Raw genomic sequence first — 23,274 nt, 5'->3', positions numbered from 1 at the left:
TGGCGACAGCAATGCGAAGGCTCGCGTCAACTTCTCCGACCAACCCCTCGCTCTCGAACGTGTTGGGTTACTTGGTGCAGAGAAGTACCTCGGATTTCAAGCGGGGCCCGATCCGGCGGGTGATCACCGCGCTGGTCGCCGAGTCCCGCGCCGCGGGGCTGACCGGTCGGCAGGTGCGGGTGCTCAACATCATGGGCCACCGCGCCGAGGAATCCCCTCAGCGCCGCCGCTCGTCACCGTTCGTCCACGAGCCCGGCGCCACCTGCCTGTGCGCCGCCTGCAGGAAAGCCCGTGCCGAGCGACGCGCGGTGACGTGCGGTGTGTCCAATACGCGCCGTCACGTCGATACATGGCTGCCGATCCATGGCTGGACCGTGCAGGATGTGTGGGCGCGTATCGCTTCGGCCGGCACCCGCCCCCACCCTGCCTACGCTGCCGGACTCCCGCGCGCGTCCTGCGTCTTCTGTGTCCTTTCCTCCCGCGCTGCGCTCATGCGTGCCGCGCAACTGTTTCCCGAGCTGGCCGCGCAATACGCCGCCGTCGAACACGCGATCGGCCACCGCTTCCGCGCCGACCGCTCGATGGCCGACATCATCACCGAAGCCACCACCTCCCCGCCGATCGAGGACTGGACCGCGTGACCGATGCCCGGTGCCCGAAATCCACGGTGTCAGCGGCCCAAGGCGAAAGCGGCTTCGCCGCATACATCGGCACACACCCGACGCCCACCACTCATCTGAGACCCCTTGCTGAAAGGAGTTCCCGCATGGTCGACCCCACAGACGGCTTGTTCGCTGTGCCGGACCTTTTCGGCGGCGCGGTCCCAGTGTGCTGGTCCTACGGCATGGGAGTGGAAAGCACCTGCGGCATAGTGCGCACACTGCTCGAACCGGCATTTCGGCCCGCGGAACTACTGGATGACCTGTCGAACCTGATCGTGTTGATCGCCCAGACCGGTGACGAGTGGACCAGCACCTGCGACCTGGTCGCCACCCACGTCCTGCCGTTGCTGCGACAGGCTTCGGTTCGCCTGGTCGAAGTGGCCCGCAAGGGCCCGTCGGCCGCGGACGGGATCGTCGTGTTGCAGGACACCCGGCAACCGGTGCAGTTGCACCCCGACCCGCAGAAGTACGGCTTCTACGCGCTCAGCGACGAGCACCGCGGCAACGGCGTGCTGCCCACCCTCGGCGGCAACCGCACCTGTTCGGCCAAGGCAAAAGGAGTACCGCTCGACACATGGCGGGCCACGCATCTGGGTTCCGCGCGGTATGTGCACGCGGTCGGCTACAACGCCGAGGAAACTCGCCGGATCGCCACGGATTCGTCGGTGACGTTGGGTGGGCGCCGGCACCCGATCTACCCGCTGCACGCCGCGGGCTGGTCCCGCGCCCGTTGCCAGGGATACCTGTTCGGGTTGTTCGGGGTGTGGTGGCCGAAATCCTGCTGCCGCCAATGCTGCTTCGTATCAGTGCCAGGGTGGCCGGAGCAGCTGGCGCGTTTCCAGGCCGCGCCGGCGGAGGCGTTCAAGCATGTGGTGGACGAGTACGTCGCTGTCGCGCTCAACCGCAACTCCGGACTGTTCGGACCGGGGAAGACGTTGACTGATCGGTTGCGCCGCGACGGCGCCCACGACATCCTCGCCCTGGCCGAAGCGCAGCTGGATCACTGCCGGTGGGCGGTCTACCGGGTCCGCCGCTGCTACACCGCACCCGCCCGCGCCTGGCGTGCCGTCGACACCCTCGCCCGCGGAAGCCGCGCCGAAACCGTGGAGATCCTGCACCGAATCGCCGCAAGGTTGCAGGTCCCCTGCACGCTCGACGGTGACCACACCCGCGTGTGGCTGACCGAGCACGCGACGACCTATCCCCGGCTGGAGGAGTTCTTCGTCGCCGCACCCGACGGTGTGGTGCCTAAACAGCGGGCGGGGTTCGAAACCCGCTGGCACGGCCACGCCGACGAACGCCTGCTCGCTCTCGAGCAGGCCGCCCACGACGCCGTGGCAGCCCGCGGCGCGGCATAGCCGCAGTCTCCCCGACTGGTCGCGGGGTCCTGTCGCCCCGACGAATGCGGTGACCACTCGTCCGCGTGAGCCCCCGACCCGCGGCTTCGCGGTGCACCACATCACCAACGCCCTGTTGCCCCTGAACGCCGGACCGGAGGACGCCTTCCGGTCTGGCGTTCTGTCGTTTCCGGAAGGTGGCCCGTCATGCCCGATACCCTCCCTGTTGCGCTGTGCGCGGTCTGCGGCAGTGGTGACCCCGGTGACCGGTACCCGGTCGAAGACCAGTTCGTCTGTCCTCGCTGCGCGGGGCGGATATCGCTGTGTGATCGCTGTCGCGAGCCCTCGCTCGCGTTGATCGACACCGCCGATGAGCAGCAATACTGCGCCCAATGTGTACCCGGCTTGGGGCCGTGTGTCTCCTGCCGCAAACCCACCAGCCCCGCAGTGCGTACCGACACCGACGACCCGGTGTGCCTGCGCTGCGCGACCGTGTTGTTCGACGTCTGCTTCCAGTGCAGCCGCTACACCGCCAACGGCCGCTACGTCGCCGGCGGGTACCGCGCCTGCCCCCGCTGCGCCCACCGGCTCACCCCGTGCCCGCACTGCGACACCCTGACCCGCCCCGGTCACACCTGCGACTGCCGGACAGGCCGAGACCATGTGTGGCACTACACCTACAAACCCGACCCCCGCTTCCACGGCGAAGGCCCACTGTTTCTGGGGTTGGAGCTGGAGATCATCGTCCCGCACTACCGCTACGGCGAATGCGTCACCGTCGCCACCGAACACCTCGGCGGCCTGGGGTATCTGAAGCAGGATTCCTCGATCCAGCCCACAGGATTCGAGTTGGTAACCCATCCCATGTCCTACCGGTATGCCATCGACCGGTTCCCCTGGCCGCTGCTCGAGGCGTTGGAAGACCTCGACTGCGACACCGACTCCTCTGTCGGTTTGCATGTCCATGCCAGCCGCGACGGGTTCGATTCCCCCGCGCATATCTACCGGTGGATGAAGCTGTTGTACCGCAACGAATCCGCCGTCTCCACCCTCGCGCGGCGCCGCTCCCGATACGCACCGTTCGACCGCACGGCGCGGGCACGCGCGAAGGACACCGCCAAAGGCCCCCAGCACGCGCTGGGTTTGGAGCGGTATCAGGCGATCAACCCCTACCCCCGCAAAACCCTCGAACTGCGGGTGTTCGCCAGCTCCCTGAACATCCAGCGGGTGCAGGCGGCGCTGGCGTTCACCGCCGCCTCCATCCACTACACCCGCAGCCTGCGCGTCGCCGACGTCCGCGCCGGTGGCTGGGAATGGGGCCGCTTCGCCGCCTGGGTCGCCGATCACCCCGACTACCAGCCCCTGTGGGCGGAGATGGAGGACCTGGAATGTGCCTGTTGACCTACCTGCCCGCGCAGGTGACCCCGGACCCGGACGCGTTGGCCTACGGTGCGCAAGCCAACCCGCACGGCCACGGGTTCGCGATCGTGGCCGACCACCGGATCCTGGTCGGGCGCGGGATGAACGCCGACCGTGTGATCACCGAGTTCCTCAAAGCGCGCGCCGCGCATCCGGCCGGTCCGGCGTTGTTCCATTCCCGCTACGCCACCCACGGCGCAATCGGCATCCACAACTGTCACCCGTTCCGGCTCGGTGGTGACCCCCGAACCGTGTTGGCGCATAACGGGACACTGCCCAAACGGGTACACCCCGGACCTTACGACCCGCGCTCGGACACCCGCATCGCAGCGGAGGAGTACCTGCCGAAGGCGCCGTTCGGGTCGATCGACACCCATCGCGGGGCGCGGGGGCTGGCGTCGTGGCTGGGGGCGAGCAAACTGCTGATCCTCACCGTCGACCCGGCCTACGCCCACCACGCTTACCTGTTCGGCCACCACCACGGGTACTGGCAGGACGAGATTTGGTATTCCAACAACAGCTACCTGCCCCTGGCGCTGCGCTGGCCGAAGCGACGCCGGTACCTGTGCGGGTACTGCCAGACATTGGACCTGCACCGCGCCAGCCGCTACTGCGGTGACTGCGGCTGGTGCTTCGACTGCGAAACCGCATTCCCCGACTGCACCTGCCACACCGCACCCACCACTACGTCAGGCCGTGAAGGGCCCCGCGCACTGTCGTCGGCGCATCACCAGCCCCGCCAGCAAGCCAGCGCCCCATAAACCACGAACACGCCACCACGAGCTGCCGCCCATTCAGAACCCCGCAAACCGCCTGCTTCTCGGGCCGGGTGCGGGGTTCTTTCCATTCCACGAGAAGGGACCTGATTCGTCATGCCCGCCTCCACACTCCCCGACGCGTCGTGCGAGGAATGCTCCAGCCCGATCCGCGGCGAGGACCTCATCGCCACCATCGACGGCGACCGGGTGTGCCCGGATTGCGCGGACGGGCTGTCGCGCTGCGACAGCTGCGCCGCCCACGCCCGCACCGACACCCTCGCCCGCACCATCGACGACACCCTGCTGTGCCGCGAATGCCTGACCGGCTGGCAGCGATGCGGGGACTGCGCCATCTACACCCGCGACATCCGCAGCGTCGTCGGCACCAGCACAGAAGTCTGCGCCGAGTGCGCGTCCGGTTACGAGACCTGCGACGACTGCGCCAGCCTCGCCGACCAGCTCTATTGCGTCGACGGCGGCAACCGGGTGTGCGAGCGGTGCGCGGACGAGGACTACCACGAATGCTGCGAATGCTTCACCCTCGTCCCGGTCGACACCACCTACTGCGACAACTGCTTCGACACCTACTCCCCCACCCATCACGCCGTCCACGACTCCTACTACACCCCCGCACTGCGGTTCCACGGTGACGGCCCCCTGTTCCTCGGGATGGAACTGGAGATCAAAACCCCCGACCGCAGCTACCGCGACGCGGTCGACACCGCCGTAGCGCACGCCCGGGATCTGGCGTATCTGAAGGAAGACGGTTCGATCCCCTGCGGATTCGAACTCGTCACCCACCCCATGTCATATGAGTTTGCGCTGCAACGCTTTCCGTGGCAGCTACTGGGTCGGCTGCGGTTGCTGGGCTGCTACACCGACGACGGCGTCGGCATCCACGTCCACCTCTCCCGCGCCGGGTTCACCAACCCCGCCCACGCCTACCGCTGGCTCAAATTCGTCTACCGCAACGAACGCTCCGTCACCACCCTGGCGCGCCGACGGAACTCGGAATGGGCACGATTCTCCTCCCACCAGCGGTCCAACGCACAGGAGTACGCCAAGGGCAGCACCGACGGCTACGGCCGCTACCAAGCCATCAACGTCTGCCCCGAAAACACCTTCGAACTGCGAGTCTTCGCCAGCTCCCTGCACCCCCAGCAAGTCCAAGCCGCCCTCGCCTTCGCCGCGGCGTCAGTCGAATACACCCGCGGGCTGTCGGCGGCCGATATCGCGCGCCGACGCGGCTGGGAATGGACCTCCTTCACCACCTGGGTGCGCTCACACCCCCAGTACTCCCCGCTGCTGGCCGAAATGGAGGCCCTCGCATGTGCATCCTAGTTTTTCTCAAACCCGGTATCAGCCCCGACCTCGACGCTCTGACCAGTGGGGCGTTGGCCAACCCGCACGGCCACGGCTACGCCGTGCTCACCGACACCGGCATCCTCGTCGGCCGCGGCATGAACGCCGAGGAAGTGATCACCGAGTTCGCCACCGTGCGGGAGCGTCATCCCGAGGGGGCGGCGTTGTTCCATTCCCGGCTGGCCACCCACGGCCACCTCGCGGTGGACAACTGTCATCCCTTCCTCGTCGGCGGTGACGAGCGAACCGTGCTCGCGCACAACGGGATCCTGCCCGACAACGTCCACCCCGCAAAAGGCGACAGTCGAAGCGACACCCGCATCGCCGCCGAGGACTTCCTGCCGACCCTGCCGTTCGGGCCACTGGACTCCTGGTCCGGGCGGGAGCGACTGGAGCGGTGGCTGGGCGGAGACAAGATGGTGATCTTGACCGTCGACCCCGCCTACAAGCACTCCGCCTACATCTTCAACGAGCGCTACGGGCACTGGGACGGCGGAATCTGGTACTCCAACCGCACCTACCTGCCGCACACCTGGGGCTACAGCGCCGCCGTGGACTGGGAGTGCCTGGGCTGCGGCGAATTCGACCCCGAACAGCCCGGCCCGCACTGCACCGCCTGCGGATTCTGCGCCGAATGCCTGCGCCCGTTTCCGCGATGCGACTGCGAGGCGTTCGACGGCATGGACCGCTACGCCGACCTCATCGAACTCGAAACCGCCTGACCACGCACATCACGGCTTGGGCGCCGACCTTCGGCCTCAACATCCCTTTCGAGAAAGGCGGATCTTTCCGTGCCCTACTACCCGAATCTGGCCACGATCCTCATCCGGCTGCACGACGTCGACGGCCACAGCGTTATCGCCAGCACCGACAGCCACCACGTGCGGCTGCTGCTGCGCGACCGCGACAATCCCGACACCGACTGGCGCTACGCCGACCTGAGCCCGAACGCCTGCGACATCCTCGCCACAGCGCTGGCCACTGGCTCCCGGCCCGGCCCGATCCGCCGAGCCACGTGGTGGCGCCGTCTGCGGGGCGGTCGCCGATGAGCGACTACCACACCCCGCCAGCACCGATCGCTGAGGCATCCGAGCAGCAGTTCCTTCGCCTGGTCCTCGCGCGCATCGACGCCTGGTTCGACGCCGAGGCCGACCTCGACGACCTCGGTGCCGCCCGCGACATGCTGCGCCAGCGTCTGGCCAGCACCGCCGCGGCCTCCGGGAACAGCGAGGGTGGTGATCCGGTAGTCGCGCTCCTCGCGACCGAACTGCATCGGCTCCGCCGCGCCCGGGTGGCGGCCACGGTCATCACCCGCGGCGGCCATGTCCACGACCACGTCCGCATCCAGGTGGTGCACCGCCACCACACCGTGCTCACCCGCGCTGGCGAGCAGGCCGGGGTGCTGCTGCCGTTGAGGTTCATCGAATCCGTCCGCCCACTCGGCGGCGGCGCGCCCGAAGCGGTGCCCACCGAGTTCTCCCACCGAAAGGAGTGCTGAACATGGCTTCGGTCGCACTGTGGTTCCCGCTGTCGAAGGTGATCGACCTCGCCGAGCACGCCATGGCCGCTTCGCAGCATTCCCGCTGTCCGTATGCCGATCCCGGCCCGGCGGTGCCGTCGCTGATCTGGGTCAAAGACCACGGCATCTACCTGATGAGCAACGGCATCCCCCACCAGCCCGGCGAACCCGACAGCCCCGACTACCAGGCGCACGTCGTCTACGCCCTCGACCACGGCCCCGGAACCCACTGGAACCACGGTGACCCGCTCGGTGACGACTTCGTCGAATACCTCGATCTCACCGAGGATTTCGACGGCCACACGCTCATCGAGCTGATCCGCGCCTACGCCGCGGTGAACGGGTGGCTGTCCATCACCGTCTCAACCAGCAGCTTCGCCATGATGTTCAGCCCAACAGCGCCCACCCCCACGCCAACTTCCGGCGCTGACCAGCACCCGCCCCAAGGCGTGGGGTGATCGCGGTGGGGATCGACTCCAGCCGCTACCTCGCCCGCCTGCAGACCGATCCTCGATACCGCTCGGTCCTGCCCGACCTCGCTTCCGCCGCACAGGTGCTCGTCGCGGGGTATCACGCCGCGTTCTCCACCCCGCCCCGGCCGGGCGCCTCGATCGGCGTGTTCCCCGGCGTGGACCCTGTCGCGGCCGGGGTAGGGGCGCCAACAGCGGTCGTGATGGCGTTGGTACGCATCGAGTACACCACGCAAGTCACCGTCGATGAGGACGGCGGCAGCCGAGACCTCTGGCAGCGACAGCTGTTCGATCGGTTGCCGAGCGGGTACGGGTGGCGGCTGCTGCCCGCCCAGCTCGATGAGCGTGGCCGGTGGGTGGTCGCGCGCGGCAATCTCGCTGCCAGCGGCCTCCAGGCGTTGCTGCCGCGGTCGGTCAGCATCCAGGTGCCCGGCGCACCCGTCGCGGTCGCGGTGCACGACCTCGACCCGCACACCGGTCGCCGCTGGCCGTGGTGATCACCAACGCTACAGAGCTGGTGACCTGGATCGAAACGAACCTTCCCCACCGCGACCCCGACCGGTTCGCCCCCTGGGTCGCCGAACCGCCCGTTCCGGGCGCGTTGCGCGCGGTGATCGAGGTCCGCATCCATGCCCCCCGGACCGCCGAGCGGGTGATCCGTCTCGAGGTCTCGGCCGCACCGATCCAGTCCACCGAGTCCTGACACTCTGCCCGTCTGCCACTGCAGGTGGGCACATCCTCCGAGTGATTCGAGGTGATCGTCGTTGACCGATTCCGAAGTACCAGTACCCGCGCGGCCGCCGATCCCTGTGCGGTTGGCGCACGCACCGCTGGCGCAGGGACTGGTGGTCCCGCACATCACCCTCGCCCACCGCGACCGCACCCGCCCGGTCTGGGGCAAAATCGACCACCGACGACTACAAGAGACGCTGTCCCGCAGGCTGTGCCAGGTCTGCGGGCAGCCCCTGGATGACCGGGTCATGCTCTACATCCGCCCCGCCGACCACCTGCGCGGAATCTCCCCAGAGCCGGGCGTACATCCCGAATGCGGCCACTACTCCCGCAAGGCGTGCCCCATGCTGGCGGGACGACAGACCCGCTACAACCGGCACCCGCCCGAGAAATTCGCTCGCTGCGACGACCCGGCCTGTCCCTGCCGGCGGTGGCAGGCCAACGAACGCGACTCGCGGGAGGCGCCACGCGAAGGCCAGCCCGCCGACGCCTGGTATGAGGTGTGGATTCCGATCTCGGACTACACCACCTTCCACGATCCCGGCACCGACACCACACCACCGGTGACCGGTATCAAGCTGCGCGGCGCGAAACTGCTGAAGATCCGGAAGGTCCGCGACGCCGCACCCGCCGCCGACGGGACGTCTCACCCGGTCGACCTGCTGCGCGCTCATCTCGCGTTCGCAGCCATGTTTGGCTACGGGGGCCTGCGGCTGTGACACCCCACGGGCAGGACGCGCGCCTGCATCGGCGCACTGCCGCGCACGCCCGAAGATCGGTGCAGCCTGGTTGCGAGAAAAGTCCCGGTGTCGTGTGACCGGCTCGTCTCCCGCCGCACCGAATCGCTGCCCGGACGCTCAGCGCTCGGCACACCGAAGCCCGTCGCCGTCCTGTAGGAAGCCCGGGGCACCCGTCGCGGACGCGGTGCGCGACCTCGACCGGCACACCGGCCACCGCTGCCCGTGGTGATCACCAGCGCCGCTGAGCTGGTGGCCTGCATCAGGCGAGTCCCGGGGCCCGTCATGCGCTCCACCTCCGCATTTCATCGATCTCTCTCGAAAGGTGCCTCTCGCTATGGGCCAGTTCTTCAGAGCTGTCCTGCTCGCCGATGACGCCGACGACATCGTCGGCTATGTCGACCCGTGGGACTACCACATGAGCATCAAGATCATGGAGCATTCGTGGATCGGCGACGAATTCGTTGAGGCAGTTGAACGGTTGCTGACCGAACCAACCCGGGTCGTGTGGGCCGGTCACTATGCCGACATCGAGCCCGGTGGTATCACACCGGAAAGCCTCTATGACCGTGCAGATTCCGCAACTAAGGCCACGGTCCCGGACTCGGCCGTCATCGGCCGCTATGTCATCAACCATGACAAGCGGGTCTACGTGGACAAGAACGTCGTCCCGGCCAACGACGTTGAGCTCCGCATTCATCCGCTTCCGATCCTGACAGCGGAGGGCAATGGGCGAGGAGGTGGCGACCTCCACCCGCAGCGCGCCATCGGCGATCTCGGATTCGAGGCAGTGGGATCGTGGGCTCGTGACCGCATCACCGTCGGAACCGCCGTCCCCGATGGCTACGGGCAGCTGCATTTCGACCTGATCGAACACTGGTAGCAGGCGCTTTTCGTCAACTCCGAGGTCACTGTGCCCGCCCGGCCGAAACAGCGTTGTGAATAGCACCGATGTATCGGAGCGCCAGCACCGATGGTCAGACCGAACAAACCACGGAAACGGCAGGTCGTCGCCAGCGTGGGCCTCGTGGACGGTGTGATCCTCACCGAGATCCTCAGCACGAGGGTCGAGGCGTCCATGGATCCCTTGGTAGATGATCCGGTCGTTCTGCCTGCGGTAGCCATGTTGACGAACAGGTGAGGTTCACCGGCAGTAGACCCATGGTGTGGCCGCCCGCATCTCCCGCGTGTGGTGCGCGTTTGAATAGGGCATCTCCTCTGGTTCGAATGGGCGACGGGGCTAGTCTGCCTACAGGGGTTCGGACTTCATCGGGGGGACAGTCACTTTCGCTTTCCCGTCGGTCGAAGCCCGATGCTGCCCGCGCCGGGCTGTCGCCCGCTGCTTCACCCGGCGTCGAGGCGCGATGGTGGATGCGCCCCTCCCCCTCCAGGGCGCATCCACCGTCCCCGCCTCACGCTCTCTAGCGATTCCGCCACCGTCGCGCGGCCCGCGCCGCTCGGTGCGCGTGTCTTTCCTGTTGTGTCTCGCCCGATGTGGGTGAGGCGCGCTCCTGTCCCAGTGATCGAGGAGGTTTGTCGTGTCGTTCGTTGATGATCCCGGCCGTTTCATCGCCGAGGTGTTGGCCAGGTTGCCGGAACCGACACACCGGTCACTGGTCGTGATGACCTTGCGGGAACCCACGTCCGGGTCGGCCGGGTTTATCGGAGTGGAACGCTTCCGCCACGAAGACCTGGCCCGAACCGGCCATTACCTGGCCACCAGCCCGATCCTGGCCCACATCCGCCGCTGGTGTGCCGAGTATCGCCCGGACGCCGTCGCCGTGGTCGTGGTCGACGACCCCCTCGGTACACGGTTTCCCCGCGACGAGCACCGCGTACTAGCGGCCCGGATCCGCGATCAACTCACCGACCTGGGTGTCGGGGTGGTGGCGGCCTGGTCGGTCACCGGCCGCGACCCTGGCCACCCGTGGGCGAGTCTGTTCGGCAGCGAGCACGGTCTGCTGCCCTACGCCGCGCCGCGCGGCGGCAGCGCCGCCGACCTTCCACCCGACCTGGTGCCGGATGCCGGCCTGGCTGCCGAGGTCGCCGCACTGGTGACGGTGCGTGGCGGTGACCTTGAGCTGTCGCGGGAACGGCTGCGGCTGGCCTTGATGCAGGTCGAGGCGGTCCGGGACGAGGGCGTGCTGTCGGCTGCGGAGGTCGCCGAGCTCGCCGACGCACTGACCGACGGGCTGGTCCGTGACAGCCTGTATGCCTTCGCCGTCGGCGCGAAGGGACAACGCGGACAGCGGTTGTGGGCGCTGTTGGTGCGGACGCTGCCCTCCCCGCACCGCACCGCGGCGGCAATGCTGTGCGCGGTCACCGCCTACGTCGACGGTGACCGTGACCGGGCCGCGGCGGCGATCGGCATCGCGGTGGCCGATGACCCCGACAACCCGACAGTGCAGGCGATGGTTGCCGGAATCCACCGCGCCGTCCCGGTCGCGCTCTTGCGCGCCGCGATCAGTGCCGGGCGCGCGAGCGCCGCGCAACTGGGCATCGACATCGACTGAACCCCGCACCCGCATCGATCCCTGTGGAGGCTTCATGATTCCCGCATCGCACACCCTCTCCCGCCGGCTGGCATGGGTGATCCTGGCCCGCGCCGCGTTGACCGCCGCGCCGGTCGTGCGTCAGCTGATGGCCACGCACGAGGTCGAGGAGGCCGCTGCCCAGCTGGCCACCGGTCGGGTTGCCGCCACCGGTGTTCCGGATGCTTTTGGCGGATCTGGCCGCCCGCGACCTCGACCACGCTGCCTCGGTTGGGGCTCGACTGGTCACCCGCGACGATGCCGAGTGGCCGAGGGCTGTGACCGACCTCGACGTGCCTGGCATCACTGCGGGGAGTCCGGTGGTGTTGTGGATGCGCGGCACAATGCGGCACAGTCCGCTGTCGCAGTTCCACGTCGCGGTCCTCGGAGCGCGCGCCGCCTCCGACTACGGGGTGCACGTCACCCATGATGTCGCCGGTGATCTGGCCGAGCGCGGTTGGACGGTCATCAGCGGCGGAGCGTTCGGTATCGACGCCGCCGCCCATCGTGCGGCGCTCAACCGGGGTGGTCGCACGGTCGCCGTGGTCGCGACCGGGTTGGGTCGCACCTACCCCGCCCCACATGGCGAGCTATTCGACCGGATCGCCGAGACCGGGCTGCTCATTTCCGAGTACCCACCCGACACCCCGGCCGCCAAACACCAATTCCTGCAACGCAACCGGCTCGTCGCGGCGCTGTCACGGGCACTGGTCATCCCAGAATCGGGGATCCGCGGCGGTACTCGCAATACCGCCCGCTGGGCGCACCAACTCAACCGCCCGGTGTTCGCGATCCCCGGCCCCGTCTACTCCTCGGCATCGAGGGGCTGCCACGACCTGATCCGCTCCGGGCACGCCGCCTGGTCACCGATGCCCACCAGGTCATCGACGACCTGCACGCCGACCCCGCCGCGCTCGGCTGACCAGAGGCATCCGTGGGCTGCCACCACGTAACCGCCCGCAGGCATTGCTGATCTGGCGACAGCACTTCGTGTCCGTACCCGACCCACCCGTTGCGGCGGCGTCGAGTCCGTCCCATCGATCCCAGGAGGTTTGTTCATGTCCGCATCCAGCCTTGCCGTGCAGTCCGTTGCTCGTGGCGACTACGACCGTCTCGAGCACCTCGGCTACGCCGGAGCCGCGCCCTCCATCACCGATTCGGCGGTGCTGGAGCGCTGGCGCGGCGACTACCCCGGCTGGCGGGGCCGCTACTGGACGTTCCTCGACGACGGCGAACACGGCGTGCTGCGACTGCACCCGATCAACGTCGCCCGCCACAGCGCCCAACGCGCCGCCTGACCTCTCATCCGCCCTCGGCGCACGCCCGTCCCGTCATGCCTGTATCCGTCTTCCGGCGCGGCGGCCTCACCTGTGACTGGTGGGGTCGCCGCGCCGCTTGTCATCAAGGAGCCATGTTGACTACTTCCACCCTGACCGCCGTCACCGACCCCGGTCCTGGCATCGACTCGGTGACTGTCGAGGAGACCACATCCGTGGCTGCGAAGCAGAGCACTGCTGTGGTCGAGGACTCCACCGTCCTCGAGGAGCCCGTGGTGCTCGATGTGCCCGAGGCCAAGGCGGAGTATCTGGATCCGGCGGAGTTGGTGATCGCCGAAAACGTCCGCAAGAGTTTCGATCTCACAAAATGCGGAAGTTCCTTGGAACTCAGGCGATTTCACGCGGAACCCAAGTATATACCTGGTTCGTCGTGGGGGATGGATGCTTGGGTTCGTGGTGATCACAAGGGTGCGGCGTGAATGTCGTGGAGGAGCTTGAGGGCGTTGGTGGCGTAGCGGATGGCGGTGGTCTCGTCGAGACCGAAGACCGCTGTCAGGTGCAGTGGGTCGCCGCCGCAGGCAAGGGCTTCCTCGAGCTGGCGGTCGATTCGAAGTTTCTCCAGGTTCGCTGGCAGGCCGTTGCGGGTTCGAAGGAATGTGGGGCTGACCGGTCCGGTCTGCAGGGCGGTGTCCTTGCTGAGGAGCAGGTGCAGGTTCGCGGTGTGGGGCCAGCGGCGGCGCCGATGGTCGAGCCATTCGCAGACGATGCGGTGGGTGAGGTCGTCGAGTGGGCGGGTGTGGCTGGCGATGGTGATCTGCCGGTTGGTCAGGTCGATGTCGTGGAGTTGCAGGGCGCGGATCTGGCCGGGCCGGGCGGCGTGCACGGCCGCGAGTACGACACACACCTTCGCTTGCGGGGTCCGGGCGGTCTCGAGCGCGGCGGCGATGTCGTCGTCGGACATGGGTTGCCAGATCGGTGGTGGCGGTTTGTGCAGGCTGAGACGGGCGCAGGGATTGGCGAAGATCACCGATTCGCGTCTGGCCCAGGTGAACAGCGACCGCAACGCGACCAGCGCGACCATTCGCTGGTCGGCGCGCAGGCCCTCGAGATGGGTGCGGATATCCTCTCGGGTGACCTCACGCAGGTGGTCGTAACGCTGCGACCATGCCGCCAGCGCGGGCCGGGTGGTGGAGACGTAGATGTAGACGGTCTGGGGGTGGCGCGGTTTCCGGCGGGGTCCGCCGTTGCGCAATTGGCGCGCCCAGCGTCGGGTGAGGTCGGCGATAGCGGGGGCGAGGTCGGCGAGTTTGGCGTCGAGCCAGAGCTCGAAAGTGTCGGGCCGGTCGTCGACGAGCACACCCATTCTCGACAGAACGTCGACGACCTGCAGGCGGCTCGCGCCGCGATCACGCAGGACACGATCGAAATCGGAGAACCGGACGGTGTCGGTGTCGGCGTGGGTGGCCAGCAGCATCACCAGGTTGCGGTTCAAGGCGCGCCGGACCATCGGGCTGAACCCGTGGGTCTCGCTCATCACATCGGCCAGGTGCAGCGCCCACGCCAACCACGGATTGTCCGGTGCTGCACCCGATCTCAGGTCGATCGCGCCGTAGCGGTAGGTGCGCGGCAGATCGTTGAGCAACACCATCTGCGCGCCGATCGGATTCGGCCGACCCGCAGCCGCCGGCGCGGGTTTGAGTGGGCGTCCTTTCACGCCGTGCCGACGTGGTGCGCTACGGGCCGAGGCGCGAGGGCGATACAGGTCGGCGAGAAACAGTTGCTGGTAGCGAACCAGCGGAAGATACGGTGCCAGCACCGTTTTCGCCCGCGGGTCGGTCGCGGACACGGCGCGGTCCTCGCGGGCCTGACACCAGCACAACCGGCAGAACCCGTTTTTCAACGGCACCGACCGCCCGCACGCGCCACAGTCGCCGACCAGGTGGCGACGAGCGGGGGCGGCGAACTGATAGCAGGCGTCGCACACGCCTTGGGCGTAGGTGAGACCCCAGGCCAGACATTCGGCACAGCTGGCCACCGAACGCCGCACCCTGGCCGTCGACCGATCACGAGCGACCATCGGTTAGCGCGGCGGCAGCGAGCGGCCGTCCCGACGGCGCGGGATCACCGGCGGTGGCGCGTTGACCGCCACCGTGTCCGTGTCGGCTTCCTCGGCAGGGCGTGCCGTCGGCAGTGGTTGCGCGATGAGCAGTTCCCCCACCTCGCATCGCAGCACCGCGCACAGGACGTCGAGGTCGCCGAGCTTGATCGAGGCGGGCTGGCCCGACCACAGGTGCGACATCTTGCCCGCCGAAATCACCAGGCCGTTCTCTGCCAGCATCTTCTGCAGCTGGGAGGCTTGCCAGATGCCACGGTTGGCCGCGGCCAGGCGCAGGTTCCATTGCATTCAGATCAGTCCTTCCAGCCGTGTCGCCGCGCGCTGATGGCCCGCGATCCAGGCGTCCTCGATTCGAGTGCGGTGCACATGGACATACCGCATGGTGGTGGCCACCCAGGCATGGCCGAACATCTCCTGGATCGCCAGCAGATCCATTCCGTTCAGATACAACTGCGATGCGCAGAAGTGGCGCAACACGTGGGGTGTCAGCCTGCCCGCCCACGACGGCAGATGCGTGGCGGTCGCTGCGGCCAGTCCCGCCCGCAACGAGTCGTACCCCACCCGGCCTCGGCCGCCACCGCGACCGGCGCGCTCGGAGGGGAACAACGCCGCACCGTGTCGCGCGGGATCATCACCGAGCTGGGCCCACACATCCTCCACATACCAGCGCAGCGACCTATCGGCCCCGTTGATCAACGGCACCATCCGCTGCCGAGGTCCCGACCCACGCGCACCCTTCCCGACGCGCACGTGCAGCTTGCCGAATCTCCCCAGCTCCCAACGGATATCGGCGAGATCGAGATGGCGGGCCTCGTTGACCCGCACACCGACATCAGCCATCAACCTCGACGCCGCGTAATTCCGTGCGGCCGTGGCGAACTTCCGGCAGGTCGTCAGCTCCTGCGCCCATCCGGAAAACAACGCGGTGATCTCAGCTTCCGACGGCGGGATCCGCAGCCGGGCGTCCTTGCTCCCCCGCGGCCGGTTCATCTCATCGAGCGGGCACGTCACCACCCGTCCGGTCATCGCATGCAACTCGACCTGATGACGCAACTCCAGGAACTCGAAATACACCGACAACGCCTGCGCACGAGCCAATCTCGTGCCGCCCGGAGAACGGCGCAGCTCCCGACCGAAGTATCGGTCCGCGTCCGCGGCTTCCATCTCCCACAGTGGACGCCCGAACCACTCCCGAACCTGCACCAGATTGCTCACATCACCGCGGATCGTTCCGTCCGACAGCCCCGCCGCCGAACGCGCCAGCACCAACCCTGCCAACACATCGGTCTCGAACGCCTCGAGTTCTTCCGGCGACGCCACCGGCCGATACGACCGCAGATCCCGGACCACCGAAACAGCCAACCCACGCACCTTGCCTTCGGACCATGCGAAACGAGATCGGCTTCAATGAAACCTCTTCAGAAATCCCGAAGCAACCTCAAAGTTGCTCTACACCAACCGAACTGCACCAACCCGCTGGCCAGGACCACGGCGAACGCATCAGAGCTGCAGAACTCGCGTGATGTCGTACTCGCGCATCCGGAGGAAGCGGCGTCGATTAGGGAGTTCGGTGTCGGCAACCCCATCCGCGCCGAACGCGAGCCCGACGGTTCCGTGCATGTCGTCGACGGGCAGATCCGCACGCTGATCGCGCGCGAGGTCGGCCTGACGCGGGTGCCGGTGTGGGTCACCGACGCCCCCACCGACGTCGACCCGAAGGAGCGGCGGATCGCGCGGACGTTGACCCAGATCAACCTCAACGACCGCCGCGTCCCGCTCACCGACGCCGACCGCGCCACCGGCATCGCGTTGATGCTCGATCTGGGGGCCTCCGCCACCCGGGTCGCGAAAGGGTTGCAGCGCAAGCGGTCGGAGATTCAGAAGACCGCCGCGGTCGGCGGCTCCGACACCGCCAAACGGCTGTTGGAACAGCGCCAGTACACCCTCGATGAGCTCGCGGTGATCGCCCACTACGACAACCTCGGCGACACCGACGCGGTGCAGCGGCTGGCGACGGCGGGCCGGTGGAGCTTCGCCGCCACCGCCAAGCGGATCGAGAACGACCGCGCCGAAACCCGTGCCCGCCTTCACGAGTCGCTGCTCTACGGCGCGTACGGGTTCGGGATCCTCGCCACCGAACCTGACACCAGCGAACCGGACGCGGCCTACATCCCGGCCAGCGAGCTGGTCACCGCCGACGGTGAGCCGGTCAGCGAGGAACAGATCTACACCGACCCGGCCCGCTGGGTGGTGTACCTCAAGGTGCAGGAGAACGGGCTGCTGGTCGACAAGGACACCGGCGCGATCATCGACCCTGACGCCGTCGACTGGAGCACCCGCGGTGATCTGTCCGCCGAGCCCGCCGACGGGCGGGTGCACGCTGAGCAGGTTCAGTGGCGCGACCGCTGGATCCCCACCTACTTCCTGCCCGCCAGCGCCCTGGCCGACAGCGGCCTGCAACAGATCGTCCCCGACACCGGTGACGGCTCCGAAGAAGCCGCCGCGAAGGCGGCCGCCGAGCGGGAGCAGGCGCGCCAGGACCGGCGGCGGGTGATCGAGCTGAACAAACGCGGAGATGCGGCCAACGCGCGGCGGCAGGAGTTCCTGCCGCGCCTGCTGGCCGGACGCACCCCGCCGCGGCAAGCGGCGGCGTTCGTCGCCGAATCCATCGCCCACACCCTCGATCCGAGCGTGTTGCAGAAGGTGACCAAACTGCTCGGCGTCGGCGGCTCCACCCAGCAACTGGTCGCAGCGATCCACGCCGCGACACCCTCGCGGGCGTGGATGATCGTGCTCGCCATGCAGATCGCCGCCGCCGAAGCGCCGATCGGCAAGAGCTTCTGGCGCGACAGCTCCGCGGCCACCAAACGGTATCTGCATTTCCTCGCCGACGCCGTAGCCGGAACCGAGCTGGACTTCGCGCTGCTCGATGTCGAACAGGCCGCCGCCGGAGACATCGACTACCACCACATCGACCTCGCCTCCTGACACCACCACTGTTCTGGGAGTGAGGCGGTCCGGCGGCCCGTGCTGCCACCGAGGGCCACAACTCGGTGGCAGCACGATCACCGATCCATCCCCATCCGTCCACACCTCAAGAAGGAGCATGCTCATGGCCGGAGACACCGTGCTGACCGTGATCGGAAACCTGACCGCCGATCCAGAGTTGAGGTTCACCCCCGCCGGTCACGCGGTCGCGAACTTCACCGTCGCCTCCACCCCGCGGTATCACGACCGCAACGCCAACGAGTGGAAAGACGGCGAGGCGCTGTTCATGCCGTGCAGCATCTGGCGCGAGGCCGCGGAGAACGTTGCCGAGTCGCTGACCAGAGGTGCGCGAGTGATCGTGTCCGGCCGGTTGAGGCAGCGCAGCTGGCAGACCGCCGAAGGCGACAAGCGCAGCCGAATGGAACTCGAGGTCGACGAGATCGGGCCATCGCTGCGCTTCGCCACCGCCAAGGTCAACCGCGTTTCCCGCCATCCCGGCAATGGCTACAGCCGCACGGCGGCCGGTCGTTCCGACAGCGATGACCGGGCCCGGGACCTCGTGGGCGCGGTAGCGGGAACTAGGAGCGATGACCCATGGGGGTTCAACGCCGTGAGCTCCTTCGGCGGTGGCTCTGGGGTGGAAGATCCGGCGTTCTGATCCGAACTCACGCGCATCGTGTCGCCGGTACTGGCAGGAGATTCACTGTGCGGCCACCGCTGATCGCTCGTGCCGTCGAGTTTTCGGTGGGTGAGGGCTGATCGTCTGGCCGTCTGTCCCGCCTTGCTGAGTGCTACCAGGCCGTGATCCCGCCACGGCTGCGGGCCCGCGCCCCGGCCGTCACCGAATTCGCCCGCGCGACGTCCACCACCCGCGCCGGCCGGTGCGCTCAGCGCACGAATTCGCCGCCGCCCGGGTGGGCGCGTTCCCTTCGCCGTGTCGGGATCCCACCCTGGTCGGTCGCACTCAGGCGGGTCAGACGACCAGCCGCCCAGCCCCGTACCGGGGTCCGTGCTGTGCGCGCGTCCGGTACGGGGCCGAGCTGTTTCCACGACCACGACAGGAGTCCGTGATGACCGCTACGTTGAACACTCCCGAAACTGCTGTTGCCGATTCCCCGTTCGCTGAGGCGCTCGGTGAGATCGAGTACCTTCTCGAGGTCGATCCCGACCGGGCGCGTGAGCGTTTCACCGAGGTTCTGGCCTTGGCCTCCCCGCAGGAGCGCCAACTGCTCGACCGGGCCGCGGACCTGTTGACCCGGTCCCCGTTCAAGGTCGCGTCCCGGCAGCTGGGCTGGATGGCCAAGAGCCGACCCGAACTGCGGGACGTGATCATCGCTTACACCGCCGACTCCGAACCCGGTCTGTATCGGCCCGAGATGCCCCAGCAATCCGACATCTCGATCGAGGCCGCCGAATGGGTGCGCCGCTCCATCCGCGACCGGCGCAACCGTGACCGGCTCACCGCCACCCCCACCGCCGCCACCGACGCCGCGCGCCTGAGCGCCGAGGCGATCGCCGCTCGCCGCGCAGCCCGCACGCCGGTGCCCGCCACGGTCAATCTGCGTCACCGTGAACGCGACCGCCGCGCCACCGAGCGCGGCGAGCAGATCTACGCCGCCTACGCCGCCGACCGGCTCTACGCGATCGACACCGAGCCCGACACCGACCGCACCCCGCCGGTGCCCGAACCGCGCAAACCCGTCGACCTGATGTGGGCGCACGTGCAAGCCGACCTGTGGGACCGCAGCTACTTCCTGCACGTCGCCCACTGCTACACCGAGGCCGACCGACACCTCCTCGCGCCCGAGTCATCTCCGCGCCGCGGCGCACGCGACGGCCGTGACAGCGCCCTCGATCAAGCCGCTCGCGCGTTCCTGCGCGACCACGACACCGACCCCGCTCCCGCGGGCGGCGGTGATCGACGCACACGCTCTCACCGTGCCCGCCCCGCCCTGCCGCCGAGGATCACCCCGGCCGACCAGAGCCGGTTCGCAGCCCGGCGCACCGGGCTGCCCGTTCCCGACGACCGCGACGAGTATCTGCCCTACACCGAGCTCGACCTCCGCGAGTCCACCTGGCAAGGATCGGGATTGGACTACGACCTCGCGGCCATGACCCCCTACCTCGGCTGGCCGTGCGTCGGCTGCTGGATCGACCGACCCGCCAGCGACCGACGCGCGCTCCACGCCCTCGACGGCGACCACGTCAGCGACGACGGTCTCTGCGACGTCTGCCGCGCCGACGGCCACCCCGGTATCGCGCCGCTGGCCCTGGGGTGGGGCATGCGCAGCTTCGTCGACTCCCGCTGCGCCTACATCGCCGCCACGCACCCGCGGCAGGCACGCGCGATGCTCGACCGCATCCGCGCCGCCGCCGCGAATACCGGCCCCACCTGGCGCTTGATCACTCGCTGGATGGCGATGAACCTCGACCAGACCACCCCTGTTGCTCCGACACCGCGCCCGGCCGCCCGCCGCCCACGCAGAACGGCGGCGCTGGGAGCCGGGCAGCGGATCGGCCGCTGCGACGCCTGCGCCCGCCCCGGTGTCGTCCACACCGACGGCTACTGCACCACCTGCCGTATCGACCTCGGTCTCGTCGCGGCCCGCCGCCAATCGACCGCGGCCTGAACCCCGCCCGCGTCCTCACCCGATAATCCCCGGTCCGCCGTGGCTGCCACCGCGCCCACGGCGGACCGGTCACCACCCCGAACTGTCGAACAGACCCATCGACGGCCGCACACGCACGCCGAGACGTCGGATGGACGCGCGCGCCTGAACCGCTCCACCGCCGACGACCGGCACAGGACCACGTCCACGTCCCGTCCCGCCACCTCCCTGCGACACCATGCCGCTACCGCACCACGCATCTACGCCCCATCCTCATTCATCCACATACCGTCCATACGCCACTCCGCTCAGTCCTCCTACCCCCACCCCCCACCCTCTTCTTCCCTCTTTTCTCGAACACACCTCTCGAAGACGTTGATTTACGCGTGGGAGCGTCAAGGGCGGACTCCTTCGGCCGAGACACTCGAGGCGTTCTTGAACGGCCTCGAGGTCCCCAAGTGGCGAAGACCCAAGTACGCCGCGCTGACACAGCCACTGCTCAGCCAGCTCAACTGGGACATGGCGCCCGTGGTCACCCCGGACGACCAGCTTGGCCTGGACCACAACCTCGATCCCGCCTGCTACCACGACGACGCCTTCGACCTGTACGCCGCCAACCAACCACTGCTGACTCGCTTCCCCGGACTTGTCGCCCCCGCACCCGACGCCGACGTGCGACCGAATCTGCTCGAATGGGTGGTCCGGGCTCCCGCTGCGAAGAAAGTGATCAGGAACTGGGAGGAGCGGGCCATCGTCATGGCCAACGCCTTCCTCGTTGTCGCGCCCGGCCGGATACCCCAGCGGCGCATCCAGCAGATCATCGCTTCCTGCGAACAGGCACCCGAATGGCCCGAGATCTCCAGAATCCGCGCCACCGACGAGCACGTGCTCAACCAGCGAATCTTCCTCTGGAATCCCGAGACACAGCGCTACGAGAACCGCATCATCACCGCCTACACCTTCAAATACCCACCGCGGCCGTACAACGTCCTCGTTCTACAGGAAACGGCACCGCGGAACTGACCCACGCAGGACCGACCGAACGCGCCATCGCCGACTCCGACCGCGCGCACATCGCGGCAATACGATGGTCATGGATGTCGTCGCCGCCGCGTGACGCCGCGCAGTGGGGGACTCAGGTCTTCGGCATCGTTCGCGCGCCGGCAACACCCACCGCAGCCCACTTCCCACTCGCCTCGCGATCGAGCGGGCACAACTGCCATTCGGTGATCGCGGTGCGGTCGACCTCCACCGAAGCATGCGCCCGCGAGTAAGTCGCCTCCAGAAAATACTGGGCCGCCGCGAGGACGCTGGCTTGGTGGCAGACCACCGCCACTGCCTCACCGGGATGTATCCCTGCGATCAGCTCCAACTCGCAGCCCACTCGCGCCGCCCACTGCTCCCACATCTGTTCACCGACCGCCTCGAAGCCGAGCGGATGACAGTTCCCGCGTCGACTCCCCCACCGGCGGCCCGAGAAGCTGCGCGTGCACACCGACAGCCCCAGCATGTCGGCCACCACCGCGGGGGTCTGCGCCACGCGACGCGCGTGTGCTGTACACGCAGGTGATCCCGTGGCTGGACTGCTCGGCAGCCAAACGCTCCGCCAACCGCGCAGTCTGACTTCTACCCGTCGGGCGCAGCACGCGTGCGCCCTTCTCACCGGCCACACCATCGTCATACGATTCGCTGTGGGCGCAGCGAATCAGTAGCAGGCGCACATAATCCAACGTCAACCCCGATTTCGTTCACAAATCCACCACCCACCTCGCAAACCGCCTGCTACGCCGACTTCGTACTCGCCGACAGCATCACCGGTATCGAGCGCCTGCCGCCAACCACTACGCGTTGTACAACATCCTGTTGTACCGCAGCATCGACGACCTCCTGCTGACATCCGACAGCGCACCGCCCGGGGAGTTCGACTGCCGTCAGTTACTGATCAGCGTGCCCGCCTCGACGGCCGACCACCCGGTATGCGATCATTTCGCATGCCGCAGCCCTGGGTGTCGGTAGCCGGACCGATGGCACCACAGTCCCGGCACCGCTGACCGACTTCCCGCGCACCGAGCAACTCGCCGCGCTGCGCATCCGCACGCACGCCATTCACTGTCGAGCCGGCGCCCGCGTAGCCCCGCTATGCCCTCCGCACCAGCGAAGTCGCTCTTCGACAGTGGGTTCCCCGGGATGCGGTCAAACCAGCGTAGGGGTAGATGGACCCGCTGGCCGAAAGGAATCCCGGATCCGAACGAGCCCCGAACCGGTCTGCGGCGGTTCGAGGCTCACTCAGGGGTATTCGCGCCTACCATCCGATCGCTCAAACAGTTGACGCCTCGAATCTATCCTGTGTGCATCTCATCTGAGAAATCCGCTGTCGCACTGATCGGTGGGCGGTCGCGACTCAGGCTGCGATGCTGAGCATGCTGGCGCGTACTCGGGGCAGTCGGCCCGCGATGACCTGGGCGGCTGATTCGCTGGCCTTGCGGTCGTTGTGCCCGTAGTAGCGGTCGGTGGTGTTGACGGTTCGTGCCCGGCGTCGCGGGAAACGACGAAGATCGGGACACCGTCCTGCAGTTCCACGAGATGCCGGTGTGGCGCAGCCGGTACGGGGTCAGGACCTTGCCGCTGAGCGTGCGGACTGCATGGCCGAACCGGCCCAGCAGTCAGGTGCGGGCAGTCGTGAGGGAACTGGCCGGACGAGCCGCGGTCCAGCTGCTGGCTGCCTTGCCGGCTCGGTTGTCCCGCCACACCACAGTT

At 68.1% G+C, this 23,274-nt stretch carries 25 protein-coding genes; 21 read left to right on the top strand and 4 right to left on the bottom strand.

Going from position 1 to position 23,274, the window contains the following annotated elements:
• Positions 1 to 119 precede the first annotated feature (119 nt).
• The 17 genes from ACIHAX_RS36560 (at position 120) to ACIHAX_RS36480 (ending at position 13,283) form a co-directional block, all read left to right on the top strand.
• The gene (locus tag ACIHAX_RS36560) at positions 120 to 641 is read left to right on the top strand and encodes a hypothetical protein (RefSeq protein WP_364439508.1); all 522 of its coding nucleotides are present in this window, start codon (positions 120 to 122) and stop codon (positions 639 to 641) included.
• A gap of 125 nt (positions 642 to 766) precedes the next feature.
• Complete coding sequence (locus ACIHAX_RS36555) at positions 767 to 2,020, top strand: hypothetical protein (protein WP_364439505.1); 1,254 nt, start codon at positions 767 to 769, stop codon at positions 2,018 to 2,020.
• A 186-nt stretch (positions 2,021 to 2,206) separates the two neighbouring features.
• Complete coding sequence (locus ACIHAX_RS36550; protein WP_397282239.1) at positions 2,207 to 3,400, top strand: hypothetical protein; 1,194 nt, start codon at positions 2,207 to 2,209, stop codon at positions 3,398 to 3,400.
• Positions 3,388 to 4,179: a class II glutamine amidotransferase gene (locus ACIHAX_RS36545; protein ID WP_397282237.1), complete on the top strand. Its 792-nt coding sequence runs from the start codon at positions 3,388 to 3,390 to the stop codon at positions 4,177 to 4,179. Before ACIHAX_RS36550 ends, ACIHAX_RS36545 begins: the two co-directional genes overlap by 13 nt.
• 111 nt (positions 4,180 to 4,290) lie before the next feature.
• Complete coding sequence (locus ACIHAX_RS36540; RefSeq protein WP_397282235.1) at positions 4,291 to 5,517, top strand: hypothetical protein; 1,227 nt, start codon at positions 4,291 to 4,293, stop codon at positions 5,515 to 5,517.
• On the top strand, positions 5,505 to 6,260 hold the full coding sequence (locus tag ACIHAX_RS36535; RefSeq protein WP_397282233.1) for a hypothetical protein: 756 nt from the start codon (positions 5,505 to 5,507) through the stop codon (positions 6,258 to 6,260). Before ACIHAX_RS36540 ends, ACIHAX_RS36535 begins: the two co-directional genes overlap by 13 nt.
• A 69-nt stretch (positions 6,261 to 6,329) precedes the next feature.
• Positions 6,330 to 6,587, top strand: a complete 258-nt coding sequence (locus ACIHAX_RS36530) for a hypothetical protein (protein ID WP_397078966.1) — start codon at positions 6,330 to 6,332, stop codon at positions 6,585 to 6,587.
• Positions 6,584 to 7,036 carry a hypothetical protein gene (locus ACIHAX_RS36525; RefSeq protein ID WP_397078968.1) on the top strand — a complete coding sequence of 151 codons (453 nt, stop codon included), beginning with the start codon at positions 6,584 to 6,586 and terminating at the stop codon, positions 7,034 to 7,036. The genes ACIHAX_RS36530 and ACIHAX_RS36525 overlap by 4 nt, the downstream gene beginning before the upstream one ends.
• A 2-nt stretch (positions 7,037 to 7,038) precedes the next feature.
• On the top strand, positions 7,039 to 7,515 hold the full coding sequence (locus tag ACIHAX_RS36520) for a DUF3085 domain-containing protein (RefSeq protein WP_397282231.1): 477 nt from the start codon (positions 7,039 to 7,041) through the stop codon (positions 7,513 to 7,515).
• 5 nt (positions 7,516 to 7,520) lie between these two features.
• Positions 7,521 to 8,024 carry a hypothetical protein gene (locus tag ACIHAX_RS36515; RefSeq protein ID WP_397282229.1) on the top strand — a complete coding sequence of 168 codons (504 nt, stop codon included), beginning with the start codon at positions 7,521 to 7,523 and terminating at the stop codon, positions 8,022 to 8,024.
• Positions 8,021 to 8,230 (top strand): hypothetical protein, encoded by a 210-nt coding sequence (locus ACIHAX_RS36510; RefSeq protein ID WP_397078974.1) that lies wholly within the window; start codon positions 8,021 to 8,023, stop codon positions 8,228 to 8,230. The genes ACIHAX_RS36515 and ACIHAX_RS36510 overlap by 4 nt, the downstream gene beginning before the upstream one ends.
• A 61-nt stretch (positions 8,231 to 8,291) precedes the next feature.
• A complete protein-coding gene (locus tag ACIHAX_RS36505; RefSeq protein WP_397078976.1) occupies positions 8,292 to 8,978 on the top strand; it encodes a hypothetical protein in 687 nt (228 codons plus the stop codon).
• 355 nt (positions 8,979 to 9,333) lie between these two features.
• Positions 9,334 to 9,879: a hypothetical protein gene (locus ACIHAX_RS36500; RefSeq protein ID WP_397078978.1), complete on the top strand. Its 546-nt coding sequence runs from the start codon at positions 9,334 to 9,336 to the stop codon at positions 9,877 to 9,879.
• 655 nt (positions 9,880 to 10,534) lie between these two features.
• On the top strand, positions 10,535 to 11,509 hold the full coding sequence (locus ACIHAX_RS36495) for a DUF4192 family protein (protein ID WP_397078980.1): 975 nt from the start codon (positions 10,535 to 10,537) through the stop codon (positions 11,507 to 11,509).
• Between the two features lie 200 nt (positions 11,510 to 11,709).
• Entirely contained in the window at positions 11,710 to 12,480 is a 771-nt protein-coding gene (gene dprA, locus ACIHAX_RS36490) for a DNA-processing protein DprA (protein WP_397078982.1), read from the top strand.
• A gap of 105 nt (positions 12,481 to 12,585) precedes the next feature.
• A complete protein-coding gene (locus tag ACIHAX_RS36485) occupies positions 12,586 to 12,825 on the top strand; it encodes a hypothetical protein (protein WP_397282227.1) in 240 nt (79 codons plus the stop codon).
• A gap of 116 nt (positions 12,826 to 12,941) precedes the next feature.
• Positions 12,942 to 13,283: a hypothetical protein gene (locus ACIHAX_RS36480; protein WP_397282225.1), complete on the top strand. Its 342-nt coding sequence runs from the start codon at positions 12,942 to 12,944 to the stop codon at positions 13,281 to 13,283.
• Here ACIHAX_RS36480 and ACIHAX_RS36475 read toward each other — a convergent pair.
• From ACIHAX_RS36475 to ACIHAX_RS36465, 3 genes are read right to left on the bottom strand one after another with little or no spacing between them, the layout of a single operon-like run.
• Entirely contained in the window at positions 13,265 to 14,839 is a 1,575-nt protein-coding gene (locus tag ACIHAX_RS36475) for a tyrosine-type recombinase/integrase (protein WP_397282223.1), read from the bottom strand. The genes ACIHAX_RS36480 and ACIHAX_RS36475 overlap by 19 nt on opposite strands.
• Positions 14,840 to 14,884: 45 nt before the next feature.
• On the bottom strand, positions 14,885 to 15,208 hold the full coding sequence (locus ACIHAX_RS36470; protein ID WP_397282220.1) for a helix-turn-helix domain-containing protein: 324 nt from the start codon (positions 15,206 to 15,208) through the stop codon (positions 14,885 to 14,887).
• Positions 15,209 to 16,282, bottom strand: coding sequence for a tyrosine-type recombinase/integrase (locus ACIHAX_RS36465; protein ID WP_397282218.1), 1,074 nt, complete (start codon positions 16,280 to 16,282; stop codon positions 15,209 to 15,211). It abuts the gene before it with no gap.
• A gap of 45 nt (positions 16,283 to 16,327) precedes the next feature.
• Between ACIHAX_RS36465 and ACIHAX_RS36460 the strand changes: the two genes are divergently transcribed.
• The 4 genes from ACIHAX_RS36460 (at position 16,328) to ACIHAX_RS36445 (ending at position 21,540) form a co-directional block, all read left to right on the top strand.
• Positions 16,328 to 17,908 (top strand): ParB/RepB/Spo0J family partition protein, encoded by a 1,581-nt coding sequence (locus ACIHAX_RS36460; protein WP_397282216.1) that lies wholly within the window; start codon positions 16,328 to 16,330, stop codon positions 17,906 to 17,908.
• Between the two features lie 124 nt (positions 17,909 to 18,032).
• On the top strand, positions 18,033 to 18,566 hold the full coding sequence (locus tag ACIHAX_RS36455) for a single-stranded DNA-binding protein (protein ID WP_397078988.1): 534 nt from the start codon (positions 18,033 to 18,035) through the stop codon (positions 18,564 to 18,566).
• A gap of 412 nt (positions 18,567 to 18,978) precedes the next feature.
• A complete protein-coding gene (locus ACIHAX_RS36450) occupies positions 18,979 to 20,538 on the top strand; it encodes a hypothetical protein (protein ID WP_397078990.1) in 1,560 nt (519 codons plus the stop codon).
• Positions 20,539 to 20,952: 414 nt separating this feature from the next.
• Positions 20,953 to 21,540: a hypothetical protein gene (locus ACIHAX_RS36445; RefSeq protein WP_397282213.1), complete on the top strand. Its 588-nt coding sequence runs from the start codon at positions 20,953 to 20,955 to the stop codon at positions 21,538 to 21,540.
• Positions 21,541 to 21,652: 112 nt separating this feature from the next.
• Here ACIHAX_RS36445 and ACIHAX_RS36440 read toward each other — a convergent pair whose 3' ends face one another.
• Positions 21,653 to 22,057, bottom strand: coding sequence for a histidine phosphatase family protein (locus ACIHAX_RS36440; protein ID WP_364439493.1), 405 nt, complete (start codon positions 22,055 to 22,057; stop codon positions 21,653 to 21,655).
• Positions 22,058 to 23,274 lie beyond the last annotated feature (1,217 nt).

This window comes from Nocardia sp. NPDC051929 (assembly GCF_044548645.1).
In the GTDB taxonomy this organism is placed as follows: Bacteria; Actinomycetota; Actinomycetes; order Mycobacteriales; family Mycobacteriaceae; genus Nocardia; species Nocardia sichangensis.
This window is presented reverse-complemented; position numbering and strand designations above follow the sequence as displayed.